12 protein-coding genes and 1 pseudogene are annotated in these 15,925 nt (G+C 54.1%); 4 read left to right on the forward strand and 9 right to left on the reverse strand.

The genetic code is table 11. From position 1 onward, the window contains the following. Positions 1–71: 71 nt before the first annotated feature. The 5 genes from T260_RS136125 to T260_RS136105 all read right to left on the reverse strand — a co-directional run bounded on the left by T260_RS136125 (position 72) and on the right by T260_RS136105 (position 6,726). Complete coding sequence (locus T260_RS136125; RefSeq protein ID WP_023633384.1) at positions 72–1,283, reverse strand: iron-containing alcohol dehydrogenase; 1,212 nt, start codon at positions 1,281–1,283, stop codon at positions 72–74. Between the two features lie 16 nt (positions 1,284–1,299). Further along, positions 1,300–2,841, reverse strand: a complete 1,542-nt coding sequence (locus tag T260_RS136120) for an aldehyde dehydrogenase family protein (RefSeq protein WP_023633385.1) — start codon at positions 2,839–2,841, stop codon at positions 1,300–1,302. 37 nt (positions 2,842–2,878) lie between these two features. Next, the gene (locus tag T260_RS136115) at positions 2,879–3,133 is read right to left on the reverse strand and encodes a hypothetical protein (protein ID WP_011229708.1); all 255 of its coding nucleotides are present in this window, start codon (positions 3,131–3,133) and stop codon (positions 2,879–2,881) included. 388 nt (positions 3,134–3,521) lie between these two features. After that, a complete protein-coding gene (locus T260_RS136110; protein WP_011229707.1) occupies positions 3,522–4,682 on the reverse strand; it encodes an acyl-CoA dehydrogenase family protein in 1,161 nt (386 codons plus the stop codon). After that, complete coding sequence (locus tag T260_RS136105) at positions 4,654–6,726, reverse strand: sigma-54-dependent Fis family transcriptional regulator (protein WP_013144012.1); 2,073 nt, start codon at positions 6,724–6,726, stop codon at positions 4,654–4,656. Before T260_RS136105 ends, T260_RS136110 begins: the two co-directional genes overlap by 29 nt. Positions 6,727–7,590: 864 nt before the next feature. On the opposite strand from T260_RS136105, the gene T260_RS136100 reads away from it, so the two are divergent. The 4 genes from T260_RS136100 (at position 7,591) to T260_RS136085 (ending at position 11,376) form a co-directional block, all read left to right on the forward strand. Then, positions 7,591–8,382, forward strand: a complete 792-nt coding sequence (locus T260_RS136100) for an ABC transporter ATP-binding protein (protein WP_023633387.1) — start codon at positions 7,591–7,593, stop codon at positions 8,380–8,382. A gap of 6 nt (positions 8,383–8,388) precedes the next feature. After that, the gene (locus T260_RS136095; RefSeq protein WP_023633388.1) at positions 8,389–9,315 is read left to right on the forward strand and encodes an iron-hydroxamate ABC transporter substrate-binding protein; all 927 of its coding nucleotides are present in this window, start codon (positions 8,389–8,391) and stop codon (positions 9,313–9,315) included. A 67-nt stretch (positions 9,316–9,382) separates the two neighbouring features. After that, positions 9,383–10,390 (forward strand): FecCD family ABC transporter permease, encoded by a 1,008-nt coding sequence (locus T260_RS136090; protein ID WP_011229702.1) that lies wholly within the window; start codon positions 9,383–9,385, stop codon positions 10,388–10,390. Then, positions 10,387–11,376, forward strand: coding sequence for a FecCD family ABC transporter permease (locus T260_RS136085; protein ID WP_011229701.1), 990 nt, complete (start codon positions 10,387–10,389; stop codon positions 11,374–11,376). Before T260_RS136090 ends, T260_RS136085 begins: the two co-directional genes overlap by 4 nt. 198 nt (positions 11,377–11,574) lie before the next feature. Here the strand turns inward: T260_RS136085 and T260_RS136080 are convergent, their stop codons facing one another. From T260_RS136080 to T260_RS136065, 4 genes and pseudogenes are all read right to left on the reverse strand, one after another. Then, positions 11,575–12,183, reverse strand: a complete 609-nt coding sequence (locus tag T260_RS136080; RefSeq protein WP_011229700.1) for a DedA family protein — start codon at positions 12,181–12,183, stop codon at positions 11,575–11,577. 236 nt (positions 12,184–12,419) lie between these two features. Further along, positions 12,420–13,658, reverse strand: coding sequence for a Glu/Leu/Phe/Val family dehydrogenase (locus T260_RS136075; protein WP_014194643.1), 1,239 nt, complete (start codon positions 13,656–13,658; stop codon positions 12,420–12,422). 26 nt (positions 13,659–13,684) lie between these two features. Next, positions 13,685–14,884, reverse strand: coding sequence for an ornithine--oxo-acid transaminase (locus tag T260_RS136070; protein ID WP_011229698.1), 1,200 nt, complete (start codon positions 14,882–14,884; stop codon positions 13,685–13,687). A 115-nt stretch (positions 14,885–14,999) separates the two neighbouring features. Continuing rightward, positions 15,000–15,896, reverse strand: a pseudogene (locus tag T260_RS136065) (aldehyde dehydrogenase family protein); the annotation flags it as partial. Between the last annotated feature and the right edge of the window lie 29 nt (positions 15,897–15,925).

Below are 15,925 nucleotides of genomic sequence, written 5' to 3' on the forward strand. Positions count from 1 at the left end.
CACCTTTTTCTTGCTTAATAAGGCTGAATAAGACTGGACAAATCTTGTCCTTGCTTGTCGGTACCACTGCTTCATCCTTTTTCCACTGTCAGCTTGACGACGCGCTCGCCGATGGCCCGAATCAACTCCGGCGGCATCGGGAAACTGACTGCAGCCGGGTCAGATGCCACCGCTGGAATCGTCGCCGCGAATTGTTCTTCCGTCATCGGATAGTCGGCAAAATCAGCCGGCAGCCCGATGTCATCGCGCAATTGGCGAATTCGCTCAATGGACTTTACCAACAGCGCTTCATTGCCTTGACCGTGATCATAAATGCCAAGCGCTTGAGCCAACAGCTTCGCTTTCGGCAAATACAATTCCGGAATCGCTTCCATCACGACTGGCAAAAAGACGGCGTTCGCCAAGCCATGTGGAATGCGGAACATCGCTCCGTACGCATGGGCGAAATTGTGCACCGGAATGGCGTTTAACGCAAAGCTGAACGCGGTGATGCCAAGCAAGCTCGCATGCAGCATCTCCAAGCGGGCGCGGATGTCCCCGCCGTCACGAACCGCCTCCGGCAAGTAGTCACGAATCAAACGGATCGCCTGCAAGGCGCATGCATCGGTGAGCGCGGTCGCCATCGGCGAGGCGAGCGCTTCAATGGCATGGGTGAGCGCGTCCATGCCGGTAAACGCCGTCACCTTCGGGGGAAGCCCTACCGTTAAATCCGGATCCAAAACGGCCACATCAGCGTTGATAAACGGATTGATGATGTTCGTTTTCAAGCGCAGCTCTTCATTATAAATGACTGCGATCGGCGATACTTCCGACCCCGTGCCGGCCGTCGTCGGGATGGCGATGTGCGGGATCGGTATGAATTGCGCTTGCGGGAACGACTCGTACCGCAGCCCGCCTGGAATCGCCTCTTTAATATCACGCAACCCTTTAAACAGGGCGTATTTCACCCCTTTGGCCGTATCCAGCACACTGCCGCCGCCGACCGCCAACAAGGCGTCAGCTCCGACAGCGCGCGCATAGCGCACCGCTTCATTGACGCATTCACTTTCCGCATCCTGGCGGATATCCAAAAAGATGCCGACAAGCTCTGGTCCGACTCCATGCGTCGTCAAGTCAAAGAGGCTCGCTACTTTTTCGACAACCCCAGCTTGCTCGAGCCCACGGTCAGAAAGCAATAGCACCCGTTTAGCGCCCAGCCCGCGAAACAAATCCGGCACGAGCGCTCGGGTGTTCGACCCGGTGTAAATTGCCGTGCGCAGCCAAAAGTTCGCTAACGTCGTCATGTTCCTTCATCCCCCTTTACTTTTTCATCATGGTGTGCAGGCGAGAAAACAGCACTTGATACCATTTCCGTTTCCCAAGCTCCGGCACCATTGATGTGTGCACATGCTTCAGCTGCGTGTAAGCATCAAGTGAATATTTGCCCATCTCGCGCCCGATGCCGCTTTGTTTGTAGCCGCCAAACGGCGCGTCATTGCGAAGCATATGCCAGTCATTGATCCAGACGACGCCAGCCTGCAGGCGCCCGGCGATGGCGTACGCCTTGTTGACGTCTCGCGTCCAGACGCCGGCCGCAAGCCCGTAGATCGTGTCGTTGGCCATCGCCACCGCTTCTTCCACGTCATGATAGCGGATGATCGACAACACTGGACCGAAAATCTCTTCTTGAGCGATTTTCATGTCATTCGTGACATTCGAAAAAATCGTCGGCGCGACAAAATGGCCGCCTTCACAGCCGGGCACTTCGACTTCATGACCTCCGCATACAATGGTCGCACCTTCTTGCTTGCCGGCTTCAATATAGGAGAGCACTGTCTCTTTTTGCCGCTTGGAGATAACCGGCCCGACGTCGGTCGCCGGATCGAGCGGATGGCCGATTTGCAGCGTCTTCGTCAGGGCGACAAGCCGCTCGACCACTTCATCATGGAGCCGGTCAGGCACAAACAGCCTTGTTCCCGATTCGCACAACTGACCAGAGTGCAAAAAGACGCCAAACAAACTGCCGGGAACGGCAAGGTCCAAATCGGCATCTTCGAGCAAAATGTTCGGCGACTTGCCGCCAAGCTCAAGCGTAACGTTTTTCACCGTTTCCGCCGCCAACGCCATAATGCGGCGGCCGACTTCCGTCGAACCGGTGAACGCCACCTTGTCCACTTGCGGATGGCGGACAAGCGCCTCCCCGACATCGGCGCCGGGACCAGCCACCACGTTGATGACCCCCGGCGGCACGAAGGACGAAATGATTTCCGCCAGCTTCAGTGTCGACAGCGGTGTGTAGCTCGCCGGTTTCACGACGATCGTATTGCCCGCTGCCAGCGCCGGGGCGATTTTCCACGACGCGATCATGAGCGGCAAGTTCCATGGTGTGATCGCCGCGCAAACCCCGATCGGCTCGCGCCAAACAAAGTTATGCGCCGGTCCGGGAAACGGCGGAATCGGCAGTGTTTCCGAAAACGGGTACTCTTGGACGATGTTTGCCATCGTTTGGAATAGATCGACCGTCTGCAAAATATCGATCGAGCTGATGCGCCGGATCGTCCCTCCGCTTGAGATTGCTTCCAAATAGGCGAGCTCTTGAGCGTTGGCGGCAATGGCTTGGGCGATCGCATTCAGCACGCGCGCCCGTTCTTTCGGTTTCATTGCCTTCCAATCGGTCTCGTCAAACGCCTTGCGCGCCGCCTTCACCGCCCGGTCAACATCATCCGCTGTCGCCTTCGCGACAGTCGCCACCACCTCTCCGGTCGCCGGATTGTATACGTGAAACGTTTCCCCGCTCGTTGCCGGCTGCCATTGGCCGTCAATGAAGAGTGGAAAATGATGCACTTGCACATGAGTGGTCATGACGATTTCTCCCTTCCTTGTTTTCGACTCTCAACCTCTAGCCAACGTTTTCGCTTTCCTCAAGACCGAACAGCTCGTCAAACGGTTTCTCCTGCGCTTTTTTCAACACTTCCATCCTCGTTGCCAGTTGGCGAGCGGTGAAATTCATGATATCGGCATGGTGGTCGGGTCCGAAAATCGAATCGTGGGCCGCTGCTTCCAACCGCTTTGCCTTTTGGTAAAGCCGAAACGGGAACGAATCCTCCTGCAGCCCGCGGCTGCCTGTTGTGACCAACGGCTCGGCACGACGCACGCTCACCACTCCTTTTCCATTTTTCTTGAAATGTCGGCTGGTGTTGTACTTCTGGATAGATGAACGCGGGGACAACCAATCAATGTAAAGGCTTACAAATAGGCTGTTGCGACAATAGGCGGGTTGCTGGCAAAAAGGCAGGTTGTAAAAATGACCAAAATGTTATGAATAGTCAATCATTTTCCCTCATTCTAGCAACCTTCCCTTTCTTTCGTCAACAAAAAGCGAATGACATTTTCCGACAATAACGCTAAAAAAACAGAGGGGGTCACAACAGCATCGAGACCTCCTCTGCCACGGCCGTATATCCGCATCGAGCTGATTTGTTATTCAATCTCTCGCACTCCTCTTGAAAGCCAGCACCTCGTTAGGACAGCACCTACTCCGGTCATGCCCGCACTTTTCCGTATTCTTTCCGCAGTTCGCTCGCAATGATGTTGCGCTGGATTTCCGAGGTACCTTCGTAAATTTTCGTAATGCGGGCATCGCGGAAGTAACGTTCGATCGGGTAGTCTTTCATGTAGCCGAGGCCGCCGTGGATTTGCACGGCCATGTCAGCGATTTTGTTGTACACTTCCGAACCGAACAGCTTGGCGATGGCCGCTTCTTTGACGACGCGCATCTTTTGGTCGACCATCCAGGCGACGCGGTAGACGGTCGAACGCAGCACTTCGATCAACATGCTCATTTCCGCCAGCATATGCTGGATCGCTTGCTGCTCGATAATCGGCTTGCCGAACTGTTCACGCTGTTCGGCGTATTCCATGCAGTATTCCAAGAGGCGGATGCACGAGCCGAGGTTGCGCGCGGCAAGACCAGCACGGCCGTTCGCTAAAATCTTCAAGGCGTTGACATACCCTTCGCCTTCTCTCCCGAGCACGTTTTCGGCCGGCACTTCCAAGTTGTCAAAAAACAGCTCAGCCGAATGCGATCCGCGCAACCCCATTTTCCGCTCGACTTTTCCGACGATAAAGCCGGGAAAATCTTTTTCTACGATAAAGGACGTGATGCCTTTCGGGCCTTTCGACGGATCGGTGACTGCCATGACGGTAAACACATGGGCGTCGACAGCGTTCGTAATATAATGTTTCGAGCCGTTAATGATGTAGCGGTCGCCTTTGCGGACGGCGGTCGTTTTGATCGCAGCGGCGTTTGATCCGGCGCTGGGCTCAGTGAGAGCAAAAGCGCCGATCCATTCGCCCGTCGCCATCTTTGGCAAATAGCGCTGCTTTTGTTCTTCCGTGCCGAGCTCAACGATGCCGACGGTGCCGATGCCGGTATGGGCGCCGATTAACGTCGTATAGCCGTTATGCGTTTTGCCGAGCTCTTCGTAAATGGCGCATTTGCCGACCATTGACAAACCGAGGCCTCCGTACTCTTCCGGAATGCTTAATCCAAACAGCCCCATTTCTTTCGACTTTTCAATGATATCTTGCGGAATCTGGTCATTTTCCTCAATATCCATCGCCACCGGTTCGACAACTTCTCTCACAAATTTGCGGACGTTTTCTTTTAAAAATTCAATCTCGGCTGGCAGCGTGAAATCCATCTTCTTCCCCTCCCCATGATTGAATTCCATATTTTTGCGCCTTGCGCACGAGTGTCGACGCATCGACACCAAGCAGTTTCGCAGCCCGCCGATACGTCTTCGCCTTGTGAAGCGCCTTGATGATCAGCTGGCGCTCGACCTCAGCCGTTGCCTGTTTGAGCGGGATGATCTCTCCGACCGCCACCGGGCTCGCAGCTGGCTCCGGTTCAAGGTGGAGCCATTTCGCCACTTGGTGTTCGTCAATGACTGGGGAAACGGCGGTCACAAACATACGTTCTACAGCATTAACGAGCTCTCGAACGTTGCCGGGCCAGTGATAGTCCATCATCGCCGCCAGCGCTCCGTCGGTAAAGACAAGCGGTTTTTGATACTTTTCCGCAAACCGCTTTCGGTAATGGTCAACCAAGAGCGGAATATCTTCTTTCCGGTCGCGCAGCGGCGGAATGGCAATCGGCATCACGTTCAGCCGGTAAAACAAATCAGCGCGAAACCGCCCAGCGGCAACAAGCTCCTCAAGCGGCTTGTTCGTCGCGGCGATGACACGCACATCGATCCGCTTCGGCGCCTCCGCCCCCAACCTCATGATTTCCATCGACTGCAACACGCGAAGGAGCTTCACTTGCAGGTGAAGCGGAATTTCACTGATTTCATCGAGAAAAATCGTCCCGCCATCCGCCTGCTCGAAATAGCCTTTTTTCCCTTTCTTCGCCGCTCCGGTGAACGCCCCCGGCTCGTAGCCGAACAGTTCAGACTCCATCAACGTCTCGGGGATCGCCCCGCAATTCACTTTCACAAACGGTCGGGCGCGGCGGGCGCTTTGTTTCCAAATGTAGTTCGCCAATTCCTCTTTCCCGGTGCCCGACTCTCCGGTCAACAACAACGTCACATCGACAGCCGCCGCTTGGCGGGCGATATTGACAACATGCGCCATCGCTGGAGCGCGATAAATGAGATGATCTTCTTCCTGACGGCCCAACATATGAAGGAGCCGTTTCGTCTCCTCCAGTTCCGAGCGCAGCTGTTCCATCTCGGTCATATCTTTGACGTAGAGAACAACCCGCTCTGCCCGCCCATCTTCCTCGATGATCGGCACCGCGGAAACGATCCAAATATTTCCTGTTTCCATCCCCTGATGAAGCATCGAACAGGGCTGACGTCCATCAAGCGCCTGTCGAACGACCCGGTCAAGCGGGGCGGTCACCCGCTCTTGCTCCGTTCCTAGAAACAGCGCATCCCATTTTTTGTTTCGCCGTGTGATCATTCCACTGCGGTCCGTGATAGCGATGCCGTCGCTGGATGCCTCCATCACCGTTTGCAATTCATTGACGATGCGCTTGACGGTCTCAAGTTCGTTGGAGATAAATTCAATCTCGGAAATGTCTTGAAACACCCCGACCGCCCCAACGACCTTCCCCTCGTCGATAATTGGCGAGCGGTTTGTAATATAGACGCGCTTGCCGACGCGGTATTTTTCCGTATGCCCTTTGCCGGTGCGCACGACCTCGAGCAAGCCAGACGGGATCACGACATCGGTCAAAAACTTGCCGATGGCTTCTTCTTTCGTCGTCCGCGCCATTTTCTCAGCCGGTGGATTGATCGATGTAATCCGTCCTTTTGCATCGATCGATAAAATGCCGTTATGGGCGGCGTTGAAAATGGCATCCAAATGTTTTAAGCGGAGTTGTGCCACCTTCGCATATGCCGTCAAATGCTGCTCTTTCGTCAACACACCGACAAGGCGTCCGCTCTCATCGACAACGGGCCGGAGCGGACCGCCGCCAAACTCGATCACTTCCACACGGTCGTGAATGGAAAGCGGCGGCAGCGACGGGCGCATCACCTCACGCACAGTTGTTTTCCCTTGGACAAGACCGAACAACACGTCTTTGACCGCCACCACGCCGACGATTTCCTCACTGCAACGGCATACGACCATCCCATCAAGTCCATATTCAACGAATGTCCGAGCCGCTTCATCAAGGGAATCGCTTTCAAAAATTACTGCCTTTGCCTTCACCATGATGTCTCCGACCATCATTGCCATTTCCTCTCCCACCGTTCCGCCTTATTTTCTACTCAAGCAATTTTTGTGCCAAAAAAGTTCCCGCTATTCAGAAAAAACAAACCCCTAGAAGGCTGGTGAAAAACAACGAATTCGCTCGGTTTGTGAGAAATCGTAAGGAAGGAGGTTATGGTGTTGCAAGGTTTTTCAATTTGAGAAACACTGTTGGAGAGCAGCATTTCCCCTTAAATCACCAACCTTCTAAAATTCATCTTACTTGATCGCTTGTTGCCAAACAACAACATATTGTTGCAATCTCGCAACAAACNAAGGAGGTTATGGTGTTGCAAGGTTTTTCAATTTGAGAAACACTGTTGGAGAGCAGCATTTCCCCTTAAATCACCAACCTTCTAAAATTCATCTTACTTGATCGCTTGTTGCCAAACAACAACATATTGTTGCAATCTCGCAACAAACAGAACGAATTTGTTGCAGTTCTGCCGTTATTCAGCTAAAAAATGTTGTTATTTCGCAACACTCATTAGTCACTTCTTTGCAACTATATAGATGCAACAAAGAAGTTTAACATATCCTTGACAGAAAAGTGGTTTGCCCATTTTCGACTGTCGAAGGCAAGCGTGTGGCTTGCCTCCGTCACGCCTTAGCGTGACGGAAGACCGAACAACGACTCGCTTCACAGACCCATTCATGGGTCTGGAAGCGGCGTTGTTCGGTCACTCGACAGTCGGATGCAATGACCGGCAAAGACGAAAAATGTTAAAGCTTTAAATTGCATCTATATAAAATTGATTCCCATTTTCAAAAAATCATTGTTTTTTTCATTGGATGCGCTATAATAATATTGATATTGATTCTCATTTTCTTGATCCGGAAGGAGGTGGCCTCATGGTCCGCCTATACGCCGAGGAGTTGACCGTCTGCTACGATGACCGGACGATTTTCGAACGCTTGTCCGTCCGCATTCCCGACCGACAAATCACAGCCATTATTGGACCAAACGGATGCGGAAAATCGACGCTGCTCAAGACGTTGACGCGCATCATTTCCCCGCAGTCCGGCGCCGTCATTTTGGACGGCCGGGCCATTTCGCAACAGCCAACGAAAGAACTGGCGAAAAAAATAGCTATTTTGCCGCAGACGCCGGAAGCGACAAGCGGATTGACCGTCGCTGAGCTCGTCTCGTACGGCCGCTTCCCTTATCAAAGAGGATGGGGCCGCCTAACGAAACAAGATTACGAAGCAATCGACTGGGCGCTTGCCGTAACGAAAACAGCCGATTTGAAACACCGGCCGGTTGACGCCCTCTCCGGCGGACAGCGGCAGCGCGTCTGGATCGCCATGGCGCTCGCTCAAGAGACGGACATCATCTTTTTGGACGAACCGACGACGTATTTGGACATCGCCCACCAGCTCGAGGTGCTCGAGCTGCTTGAACGGCTGAACAAAGAAGAAGGGCGGACAATTGTGATGGTGCTCCATGACATTAACCAAGCGGCGCGGTTTTCCGACTATGTGATCGCCATGAAGGCGGGCACGATCGTCAAAGCCGGGCCGAGCGAAGACGTCATTTGCCGCGATGTGCTTCGCGACGTGTTTGGCATTGACGCTGACATCGGCCGCGACCCGCGGACGAACAAACCCATTTGCTTCACTTATCAACTGCTTAGGGAGGCTTGATTCGTCATGAGGAAAACATGGCTTTCCTTGCTGCTTCTTTTGGCGCTTGTGCTAAGCGCCTGCGGCAACGCGGCGGACGACAACAAGAACAGCAGCGCTTCACCAAAAGAAAAAAAGCCGGAAACGATTACATACCAATCGGAAAACGGACCGGTGGAAGTACCGGCTGATCCAAAACGCGTCGTCGTCTTATCGACGTTTGCTGGGCATGTGCTGGCCTTGGACGTCCCCATTGTTGGCGTGGATTCGTGGTCGAAAATGAGCCCGCTTTTTCAGGACAAACTGAAAGACGCACAAGTGGTGACAGACGAAGACATTGAAAAAATTATGGCGTTAAAACCGGACTTAATTATCGGATTATCCAATACGAAAAACGTCGATAAATTAAGCAAAATCGCCCCGACCGTCACGTTTACATACGGAAAGGTCGATTATTTAACACAGTTTCTAGAGATTGGTAAACTGTTAAATAAAGAAAAAGAAGCGAAAGCATGGATTGACGACTTCAAACAACGGGCGCAACAAGCCGGGGAAGAAATCCGGGCGAAAATTGGCGAAAACGCAACGGTCACCGTAGCCGAAAACTTTGATAAGCAGCTGTATGTGTTCGGCAACAATTGGGCGCGCGGCACAGAAATTTTGTATCAAGAAATGAAGCTGAAAATGCCAAAAGCGGTCGAAGAGCAGGCGCTCAAACCGGGCTACTATGCCGTTTCCCTTGAAGCGCTGCCGCAGTTTGTCGGCGATTACCTCATCTTAAGCAAAAACGGCGACGGCGATACATCGTTTATGGAAACGAACACGTTTAAAAACATCCCTGCTGTCAAAAACGGCCGTATGTTCGTCGCTGATGCCAAGGCGTTTTATTTCAATGACCCGATTACGTTAGACTACCAGCTCGATTTCTTTAAAAAGCATTTTTTAGGCCAATAATGACGAGACGGGGCGTTCACGGACAGTGAATGTCCCGTCCTTTCTTGTGAAAAGGAGGAAACCGCCGATGGAAGCAAACCGCCGGCTATGGCCGTTTCGTTATACGTTTCTCTTCTCTCTTATCCTGCTGATGGCCATCTGGTTCGGATCCATGGCCATCGGCGTCGCTGATACGACATGGAGTGACGTATGGCGCGCGCTCTTTTCCGATGAACAAGGTAAACAACTGGACTTGATTCGCGAGCTCCGTTTGCCTCGGGAAACCGCGGCGGCCTTTGTCGGCGCCGGACTCGCCGTCGCTGGGGCGATCATGCAAGGAATGACACGCAACCCGCTTGCTGACCCAGGACTGCTCGGCTTAACCGCTGGAGCGAACGCAGCGTTGGCCATAACGATGGCCTTTTTTCCTTCCGCCCATTATCTCGCAATCACCATCGCCTGTTTGCTTGGGGCGGCTGTGGGAGCAGGGACGGTCTTTGGCATCGGCGCCGCCCGCAAAGGCGGCTTTTCTCCATTGCGCATCGTCCTAGCCGGCTCGGCGGTCTCAGCGCTTTTGTTTGCCGTCGCTGAAGGAGTTGGCCTTTATTTTCATATTTCCAAAGACGTTTCGATGTGGACATCGGGCGGGGTAGCCGGAACGTCGTGGAAACAGCTGTCAGTCATCATTCCGCTCATCGTGATCGGGCTCGCCATTGCCGTATGGTATTCGCGGCAGCTGACGATTCTTAGCTTGAGCGAAGACGTCGCCGTTGGCGTCGGACAAAAAACAACAGCCGTCAAAACGTGGCTGTTTTCCGCTGTGTTTTTATTAACAGGAGCATCGGTCGCCATCGCCGGCAACATCACCTTCATCGGCTTGATGATCCCTCATCTTGTGCGCGCAATCGCCGGCGCCGATTACCGATTTATCATCCCGCTGTCGGCCACGGTCGGCGCGACCGGCATGATCGTCGCTGATACGGCGGCCCGCACGGTCAATGCCCCATTTGAAACGCCAGTGGCAGCCATCGTTGCGGTGATCGGCTTGCCGTTTTTCCTGTTTGTCGTGCGGAAAAAAGGGAGGGGCTTTGAATGAGAATGCGCATCACAGCAGTGTTAGGCATGCTTTTGTTGCTTATTGCCGCAACAGCCGCCATCGCGTTGGGCACCGGCGAAGCGCCGCTCTCGTACGGACGCATCGCGCCGACACTGTTCGGCTACGGTTCGATGCAAGAAGCGTTTATTTTGTTTTCTCTCCGCCTGCCGCGCATCGTGATTACGTTGCTCGCCGGGATGGCGCTCGCCTTGTCGGGAGCGATGCTGCAAGGCACCACCCGAAATGAGCTCGCCGATCCGGGCATATTGGGCATCAACGCCGGTGCCGGCGCAGGCGTCGCTATATTCTTTTTATTTTTCCCGATTGAAGCCGGGACGTTCCTTTATGCTCTGCCGCTCGTCGCCTTAGTGGGAGCACTGTTGACGGCGGCGGCCATGTACGCCGTTTCCTACCATCAAACAACCGGGCTGCAGCCGGTATCGTTCGTCCTGACCGGGATCGGGTTTTCGATGGCGCTCTCCGGGCTCATGATCATCCTCATTTCCGCCGCGGACCGAACGAAAGTCGACTTTATCGCCAGATGGCTTTCCGGAAACATTTGGGGCGATGATTGGCCGTTTGTTTGGGCGATGCTGCCGTGGCTTGTCATCGGTGCATTGATCGGTCTATATCGGGCGAAACGGCTAAACCTTTTGCATTTAGGCGATCCGGTCGCCATCGGCGTCGGCGTTCATGTTCGCCGCGAGCGGCTCGTACTGATGGCGACAGCGGTCGCCGTCGCTGCAGCGGCCGTCGCTGTAACCGGGGGCATCTCTTTTATCGGCTTAATGGCGCCGCACATCGCCAAAATGATCATCGGCCCGCGCCATGAGCGGGCCATTCCGGCAGCGATGCTCATCGGCGGCTGGCTGCTGCTTGCCGCTGACACGATCGGGCGCAACGTTCTCGCCGAACCGCTTCCGGCCGGAGTTGTTGTGTCATTCATCGGTGCACCATACTTCATTTATTTGTTATTGAAGCGTTGAACCTTTTGATGGCCATGAGACGGATCAAGGATGGCGGATAAGCTCGTTCAACTGCCTTCATCTTCATCTCTCTACTCCCGTTTCACTTTGAAACGGGAATTTTTCCGTTTGCGATGCGAAAAGGGCTGGCTCCAAGACCGAAAAACAGCCTTGGGCGCGCAGCCCTTTTTGGCAAAACCATTCCTTAAAATGCCGGAATTAAGAAGCCCGGCGCCGCTTCCAAAAGCGGACAGCTCCAATCAAAATGATCGCAGCAATAATGACATACACCACTTCGGCGTACATCCCAATCACTTCGGATACTTTCCCCCACGACTCACCGAGCGCCGCCCCGATCGAGATTAAAATCGTATTCCAAATGAGCGTGCCCAGCACCGACAGCCAGACAAACAGCCCTATATTCATCTTCGCCATGCCCGCCGGGATGGAAATCAAGCTGCGTACAAGCGGAACCATGCGCCCGAAAAAAACGGCCCACACCCCATAGCGGTGAAACGTCAGGTTCGCCTTGGCGATGTCTTCCGGCTTCACCCGCAGCCATCCGCCCCAACGGTCAACGATCCGCTCGAGCCGCTCAACCGACAACAGCCGGCCGATGCCGTACAGCACCAATGCCCCGGCAACCGAACCGGCGGTCGCCGCCGCAATAACGCCAGGCACCGTCAAAGACGTGTACGTCGTCATAAACCCGCCAAACGGCAAAATGACTTCCGACGGAATCGGCGGAAAGATATTTTCCAGCGCGATCATAAAAAAAATGCCGATATAGCCAAATTGCTCCATAAAATCAGTGATCCACGCCTGCATGGCGCCATTCTCTCCCTTCCGCACGGCTCATTGTATGTACGCATGTCTCTTTCCTCATAATGTATGTATATGATATGGTAGTACAAAAAAAGATCCTTTGCAAAAAAGAAAAGCAGCTTGCTTTCGCTCTCCCTTCGATATCACCGGCTTCATCGGCGTCTCGCAAACGAAAGGCCGCCCACCCCCAAGCAGATGAGGATGGACGGCACGCCCCCCTAGCAACAACCTTTCCATGATTATACCCAACCGCGGTAGCGAGCTGCTTCTGCTGTTTGGCGCAGCCCGATCATGTACGCCGCCATGCGCATATCCACACGGCGCGATTCCGCCAATTCATAGACGCGATGAAACGCGCTCGTCAATTTCTCTTTCAACTTCTCGACGACTTCCTCTTCCGTCCAATAATAGCCTTGGTTGTTTTGCACCCATTCAAAATAGGAAACCGTCACCCCGCCAGCGCTCGCCAGCACATCAGGCACCAATAGCACGCCCCGCTCCGTCAAGATTTTGGTCGCTTCCAGCGTCGTCGGGCCGTTGGCCGCCTCGACCACAATTTTAGCGCGAATATTCGCGGCATTGTCACGCGTAATTTGATTCGCTACCGCGGCCGGAACTAAAATATCACACTCTTTTTCCAGCAGCTCTTGATTGGTGATGACATTCTCAAACAGCGTTGTCACCGTGCCAAAACTGTCGCGGCGATCCAACAAATACGGAATATCCAGTCCGTTCGGGTCATACAACGCGCCATACGCATCGGAAATGCCAATGACGCGAGCTCCAGCTTCATGCAAAAACTTGGCCAAAAAGCTGCCTGCATTGCCGAATCCTTGAATAATGACCCGCGCCCCCTGCAACTCGATTCCCGCTTTTTTCGCTGCTTCTTCGATGCAAATCGTGACACCGAGCGCTGTCGCTTTTTCCCGGCCTTGGGAGCCGCCGAGCACAAGCGGCTTGCCGGTGATAAACCCAGGCGAGTCAAATTCGCGGATGCGGCTATATTCATCCATCATCCACGCCATAATTTGCGAGTTGGTAAACACGTCCGGCGCCGGGATATCTTTGGATGGCCCCACGATCTGGCTGATCGCCCGCACATAGCCGCGGCTGAGCCGCTCCAGCTCACCCATCGACATGTTCCGCGGGTCGCAGACGATGCCACCTTTGCCGCCGCCATACGGCAAGCCGACAATTCCGGCTTTGATCGTCATCCACATCGACAGCGCCTTGACTTCTTCCTCGGTGACATCCGGATGAAAACGAATGCCTCCCTTGGTCGGCCCTACGGCATCGCTATGCTGGGCGCGGTAGCCGGTAAACACTTTCACCGTTCCGTCATCCATACGGACGGGAATGCGTACGGTAAGGACGCGCAAAGGTTCTTTGAGCAGCTCATACATCTCCTCGCCGTAGCCAAGTTTGGCCAGCGCCTCTTTGATCACGCGCTGGGTGGAGAGAAACATATTTTCTTCCATCGTCTCATTCGCCTCTTTGACTCGATTTATGGACGGGACAAGACATTCGCAATCCGTTCGAACGCCCAATCCAATTCCTCTTTCGTAATGATGAGCGGCGGTGCGAAACGAATGACCGTCTCGTGCGTTTCCTTGCAAAGCAATCCTTGCTCTTTCAGCGCCTCACAGTACGGACGCGCCGGCACATGCAGCTCGACGCCGATAAATAAGCCGCGGCCGCGGATCTCTTTAATATCGTCGTTTCGGATTTGTTTTAGTTTCGAAAGGAAGTATTCGCCAAGCTCAAGCGAACGCTCCGCTAGACGCTCTTCTTCAATCACTTCGAGCGCCGCGATCGACACCGCACATGCAAGCGGATTGCCGCCAAACGTCGATCCGTGCGAACCGGGTTCAAACACCGACAAAATGTCGCGGTTGGCGACGACGCAAGAAATCGGGAACACCCCGCCGCCCAACGCTTTCCCTAAAATATACATATCGGGCACAACCTCTTCCCAGTCGCAGGCAAACAACTTCCCGGTCCGGCCGAGACCGGTTTGAATTTCGTCCGCGATGAACAGGACGTTGTTCGCTTTGCATACGTCATACGCCGCTTTTAAAAATCCTTGCGGTGGAATGCGGATGCCGGCTTCTCCTTGGATCGGTTCGACAAGAAACGCCGCCGTATTCGGTGTAATCGCCGCTTTCAACGCTTCGATGTCGCCGTACGGGATGATTTTCACTCCGGATAGCAGCGGTCCAAACCCGCGTTTATAAGCCGGTTCGGACGACAGCGACACGGCGGCAAGCGTCCGGCCGTGGAAGTTTCCTTCACAAACGATGATTTCGGCTTGGTTGTCCGGGACGCCTTTGACGTCATACGCCCAGCGGCGCGCCGCCTTGAGCGCCGTTTCCACCGCCTCGGCGCCCGTGTTCATCGGCAGCACCATCTCTTTTTTCGTCAACCGGCACACTTTTTCGTACCACGGGCCGAGCTGGTCGTTATGGAACGCGCGCGATGTGAGCGTTACCCGATCGGCTTGCTTTTTCAACGCTTCAATAATCTTCGGATGGCGATGGCCTTGGTTGACAGCGGAATAAGCGCTTAACATGTCCATATAGCGGTTGCCCTCTGGGTCTTTCACCCATACCCCTTCCGCTTCCGAAATGACAATCGGCAATGGATGATAATTTCGTGCTCCATATCGTTCCGTTTGTTCGATGAGCTGTTGCGATTTTGTCGTCATCAAAATCCCCCTTTTTTCCTCACTCTCCACCTTCACGGACAACGTTTGCCTTCATCCGACGATTGACGGACCAACGTTCCATTACAGGAAAAGGGCGGCTGCGGCCGCCCCGCCATTAAAACATTTCCGATACGGTTTTCGCTTGCATATGGAGAATCAAATAGTCCGGGCCGCCAGCTTTCGAGTCGGTGCCTGACATGTTAAAGCCGCCAAACGGCTGATAGCCGACAATGGCCCCTGTGCAGCCGCGGTTGAAGTACAAGTTGCCAACATGGAACTCGTGCCGCGCTTTTTCGAGATTCGCCCGGTTGCGCGAAATGACGGCGCCTGTCAATCCGTATTCCGTATTGTTCGCGATCTCAAGCGCATGGTCAAAGTCGCGCGCTTTCGCAAACGCCACGACCGGTCCGAAAATTTCCTCCTGCATGATGCGCGCGTTCGGGTCGACATCAGCAAACACTGTCGGCTGGATGAAGAAGCCCTTTGCATCGTCTCCTTCCCCGCCCGTCATGAGACGGCCTTCCTGTTTTCCGATCTCGATATATTCCATAATTTTGTTGTACGCGTTTTGGTCGATCACCGGCCCCATAAACGTCGCTTGCTCCGCCGGGTCGCCGACGTTAAGCTGCTTTGTCAGCTCGACGACGCGGCTGAGCACTTGATCATACACATCTTCGACGATGATCGCGCGCGAGCACGCCGAACATTTTTGCCCCGAAAAGCCAAACGCCGACGCGACAATCGATTGCGCCGCCAGTTCCAGGTCGGCTTCCTTGTCCACAACGATGGCGTCTTTGCCGCCCATTTCCGCGATGACCCGCTTCAGCCAAATTTGCCCTGGGTGCACTTTCGCTGCCCGCTCATAAATGCGGATGCCGACATCCCGTGATCCGGTGAAGCTGATAAATCTTGTGCGCGGATGGTCAACCAAATAGTCGCCGACTTCCGCGCCGCTGCCCGGGATATAGTTCAATACACCAGCCGGAAGCCCCGCTTCTTCCAACACTTCCACATTTTCGGCCCTATTTTATTAGGAAAATA

It is taken from the genome of Geobacillus thermopakistaniensis, assembly GCF_000498995.1.
GTDB lineage: Bacteria > Bacillota > Bacilli > Bacillales > Anoxybacillaceae > Geobacillus > Geobacillus thermoleovorans.

Coding starts and splice junctions, on each gene's coding strand:
- T260_RS136110 (WP_011229707.1), bottom strand. CDS start 4,682: ATGGATTTCACGCTGCCAGCCGAGATTGAATTTTTAAAAGAAAACGTC.
- T260_RS136125 (WP_023633384.1), bottom strand. CDS start 1,283: ATGACGACGTTAGCGAACTTTTGGCTGCGCACGGCAATTTACACCGGG.
- T260_RS136095 (WP_023633388.1), top strand. CDS start 8,389: ATGAGGAAAACATGGCTTTCCTTGCTGCTTCTTTTGGCGCTTGTGCTA.
- T260_RS136120 (WP_023633385.1), bottom strand. CDS start 2,841: ATGACCACTCATGTGCAAGTGCATCATTTTCCACTCTTCATTGACGGC.
- T260_RS136080 (WP_011229700.1), bottom strand. CDS start 12,183: ATGCAGGCGTGGATCACTGATTTTATGGAGCAATTTGGCTATATCGGC.
- T260_RS136090 (WP_011229702.1), top strand. CDS start 9,383: ATGGAAGCAAACCGCCGGCTATGGCCGTTTCGTTATACGTTTCTCTTC.
- T260_RS136105 (WP_013144012.1), bottom strand. CDS start 6,726: ATGGCAATGATGGTCGGAGACATCATGGTGAAGGCAAAGGCAGTAATT.
- T260_RS136075 (WP_014194643.1), bottom strand. CDS start 13,658: ATGGAAGAAAATATGTTTCTCTCCACCCAGCGCGTGATCAAAGAGGCG.
- T260_RS136070 (WP_011229698.1), bottom strand. CDS start 14,884: ATGACGACAAAATCGCAACAGCTCATCGAACAAACGGAACGATATGGA.
- T260_RS136085 (WP_011229701.1), top strand. CDS start 10,387: ATGAGAATGCGCATCACAGCAGTGTTAGGCATGCTTTTGTTGCTTATT.
- T260_RS136100 (WP_023633387.1), top strand. CDS start 7,591: ATGGTCCGCCTATACGCCGAGGAGTTGACCGTCTGCTACGATGACCGG.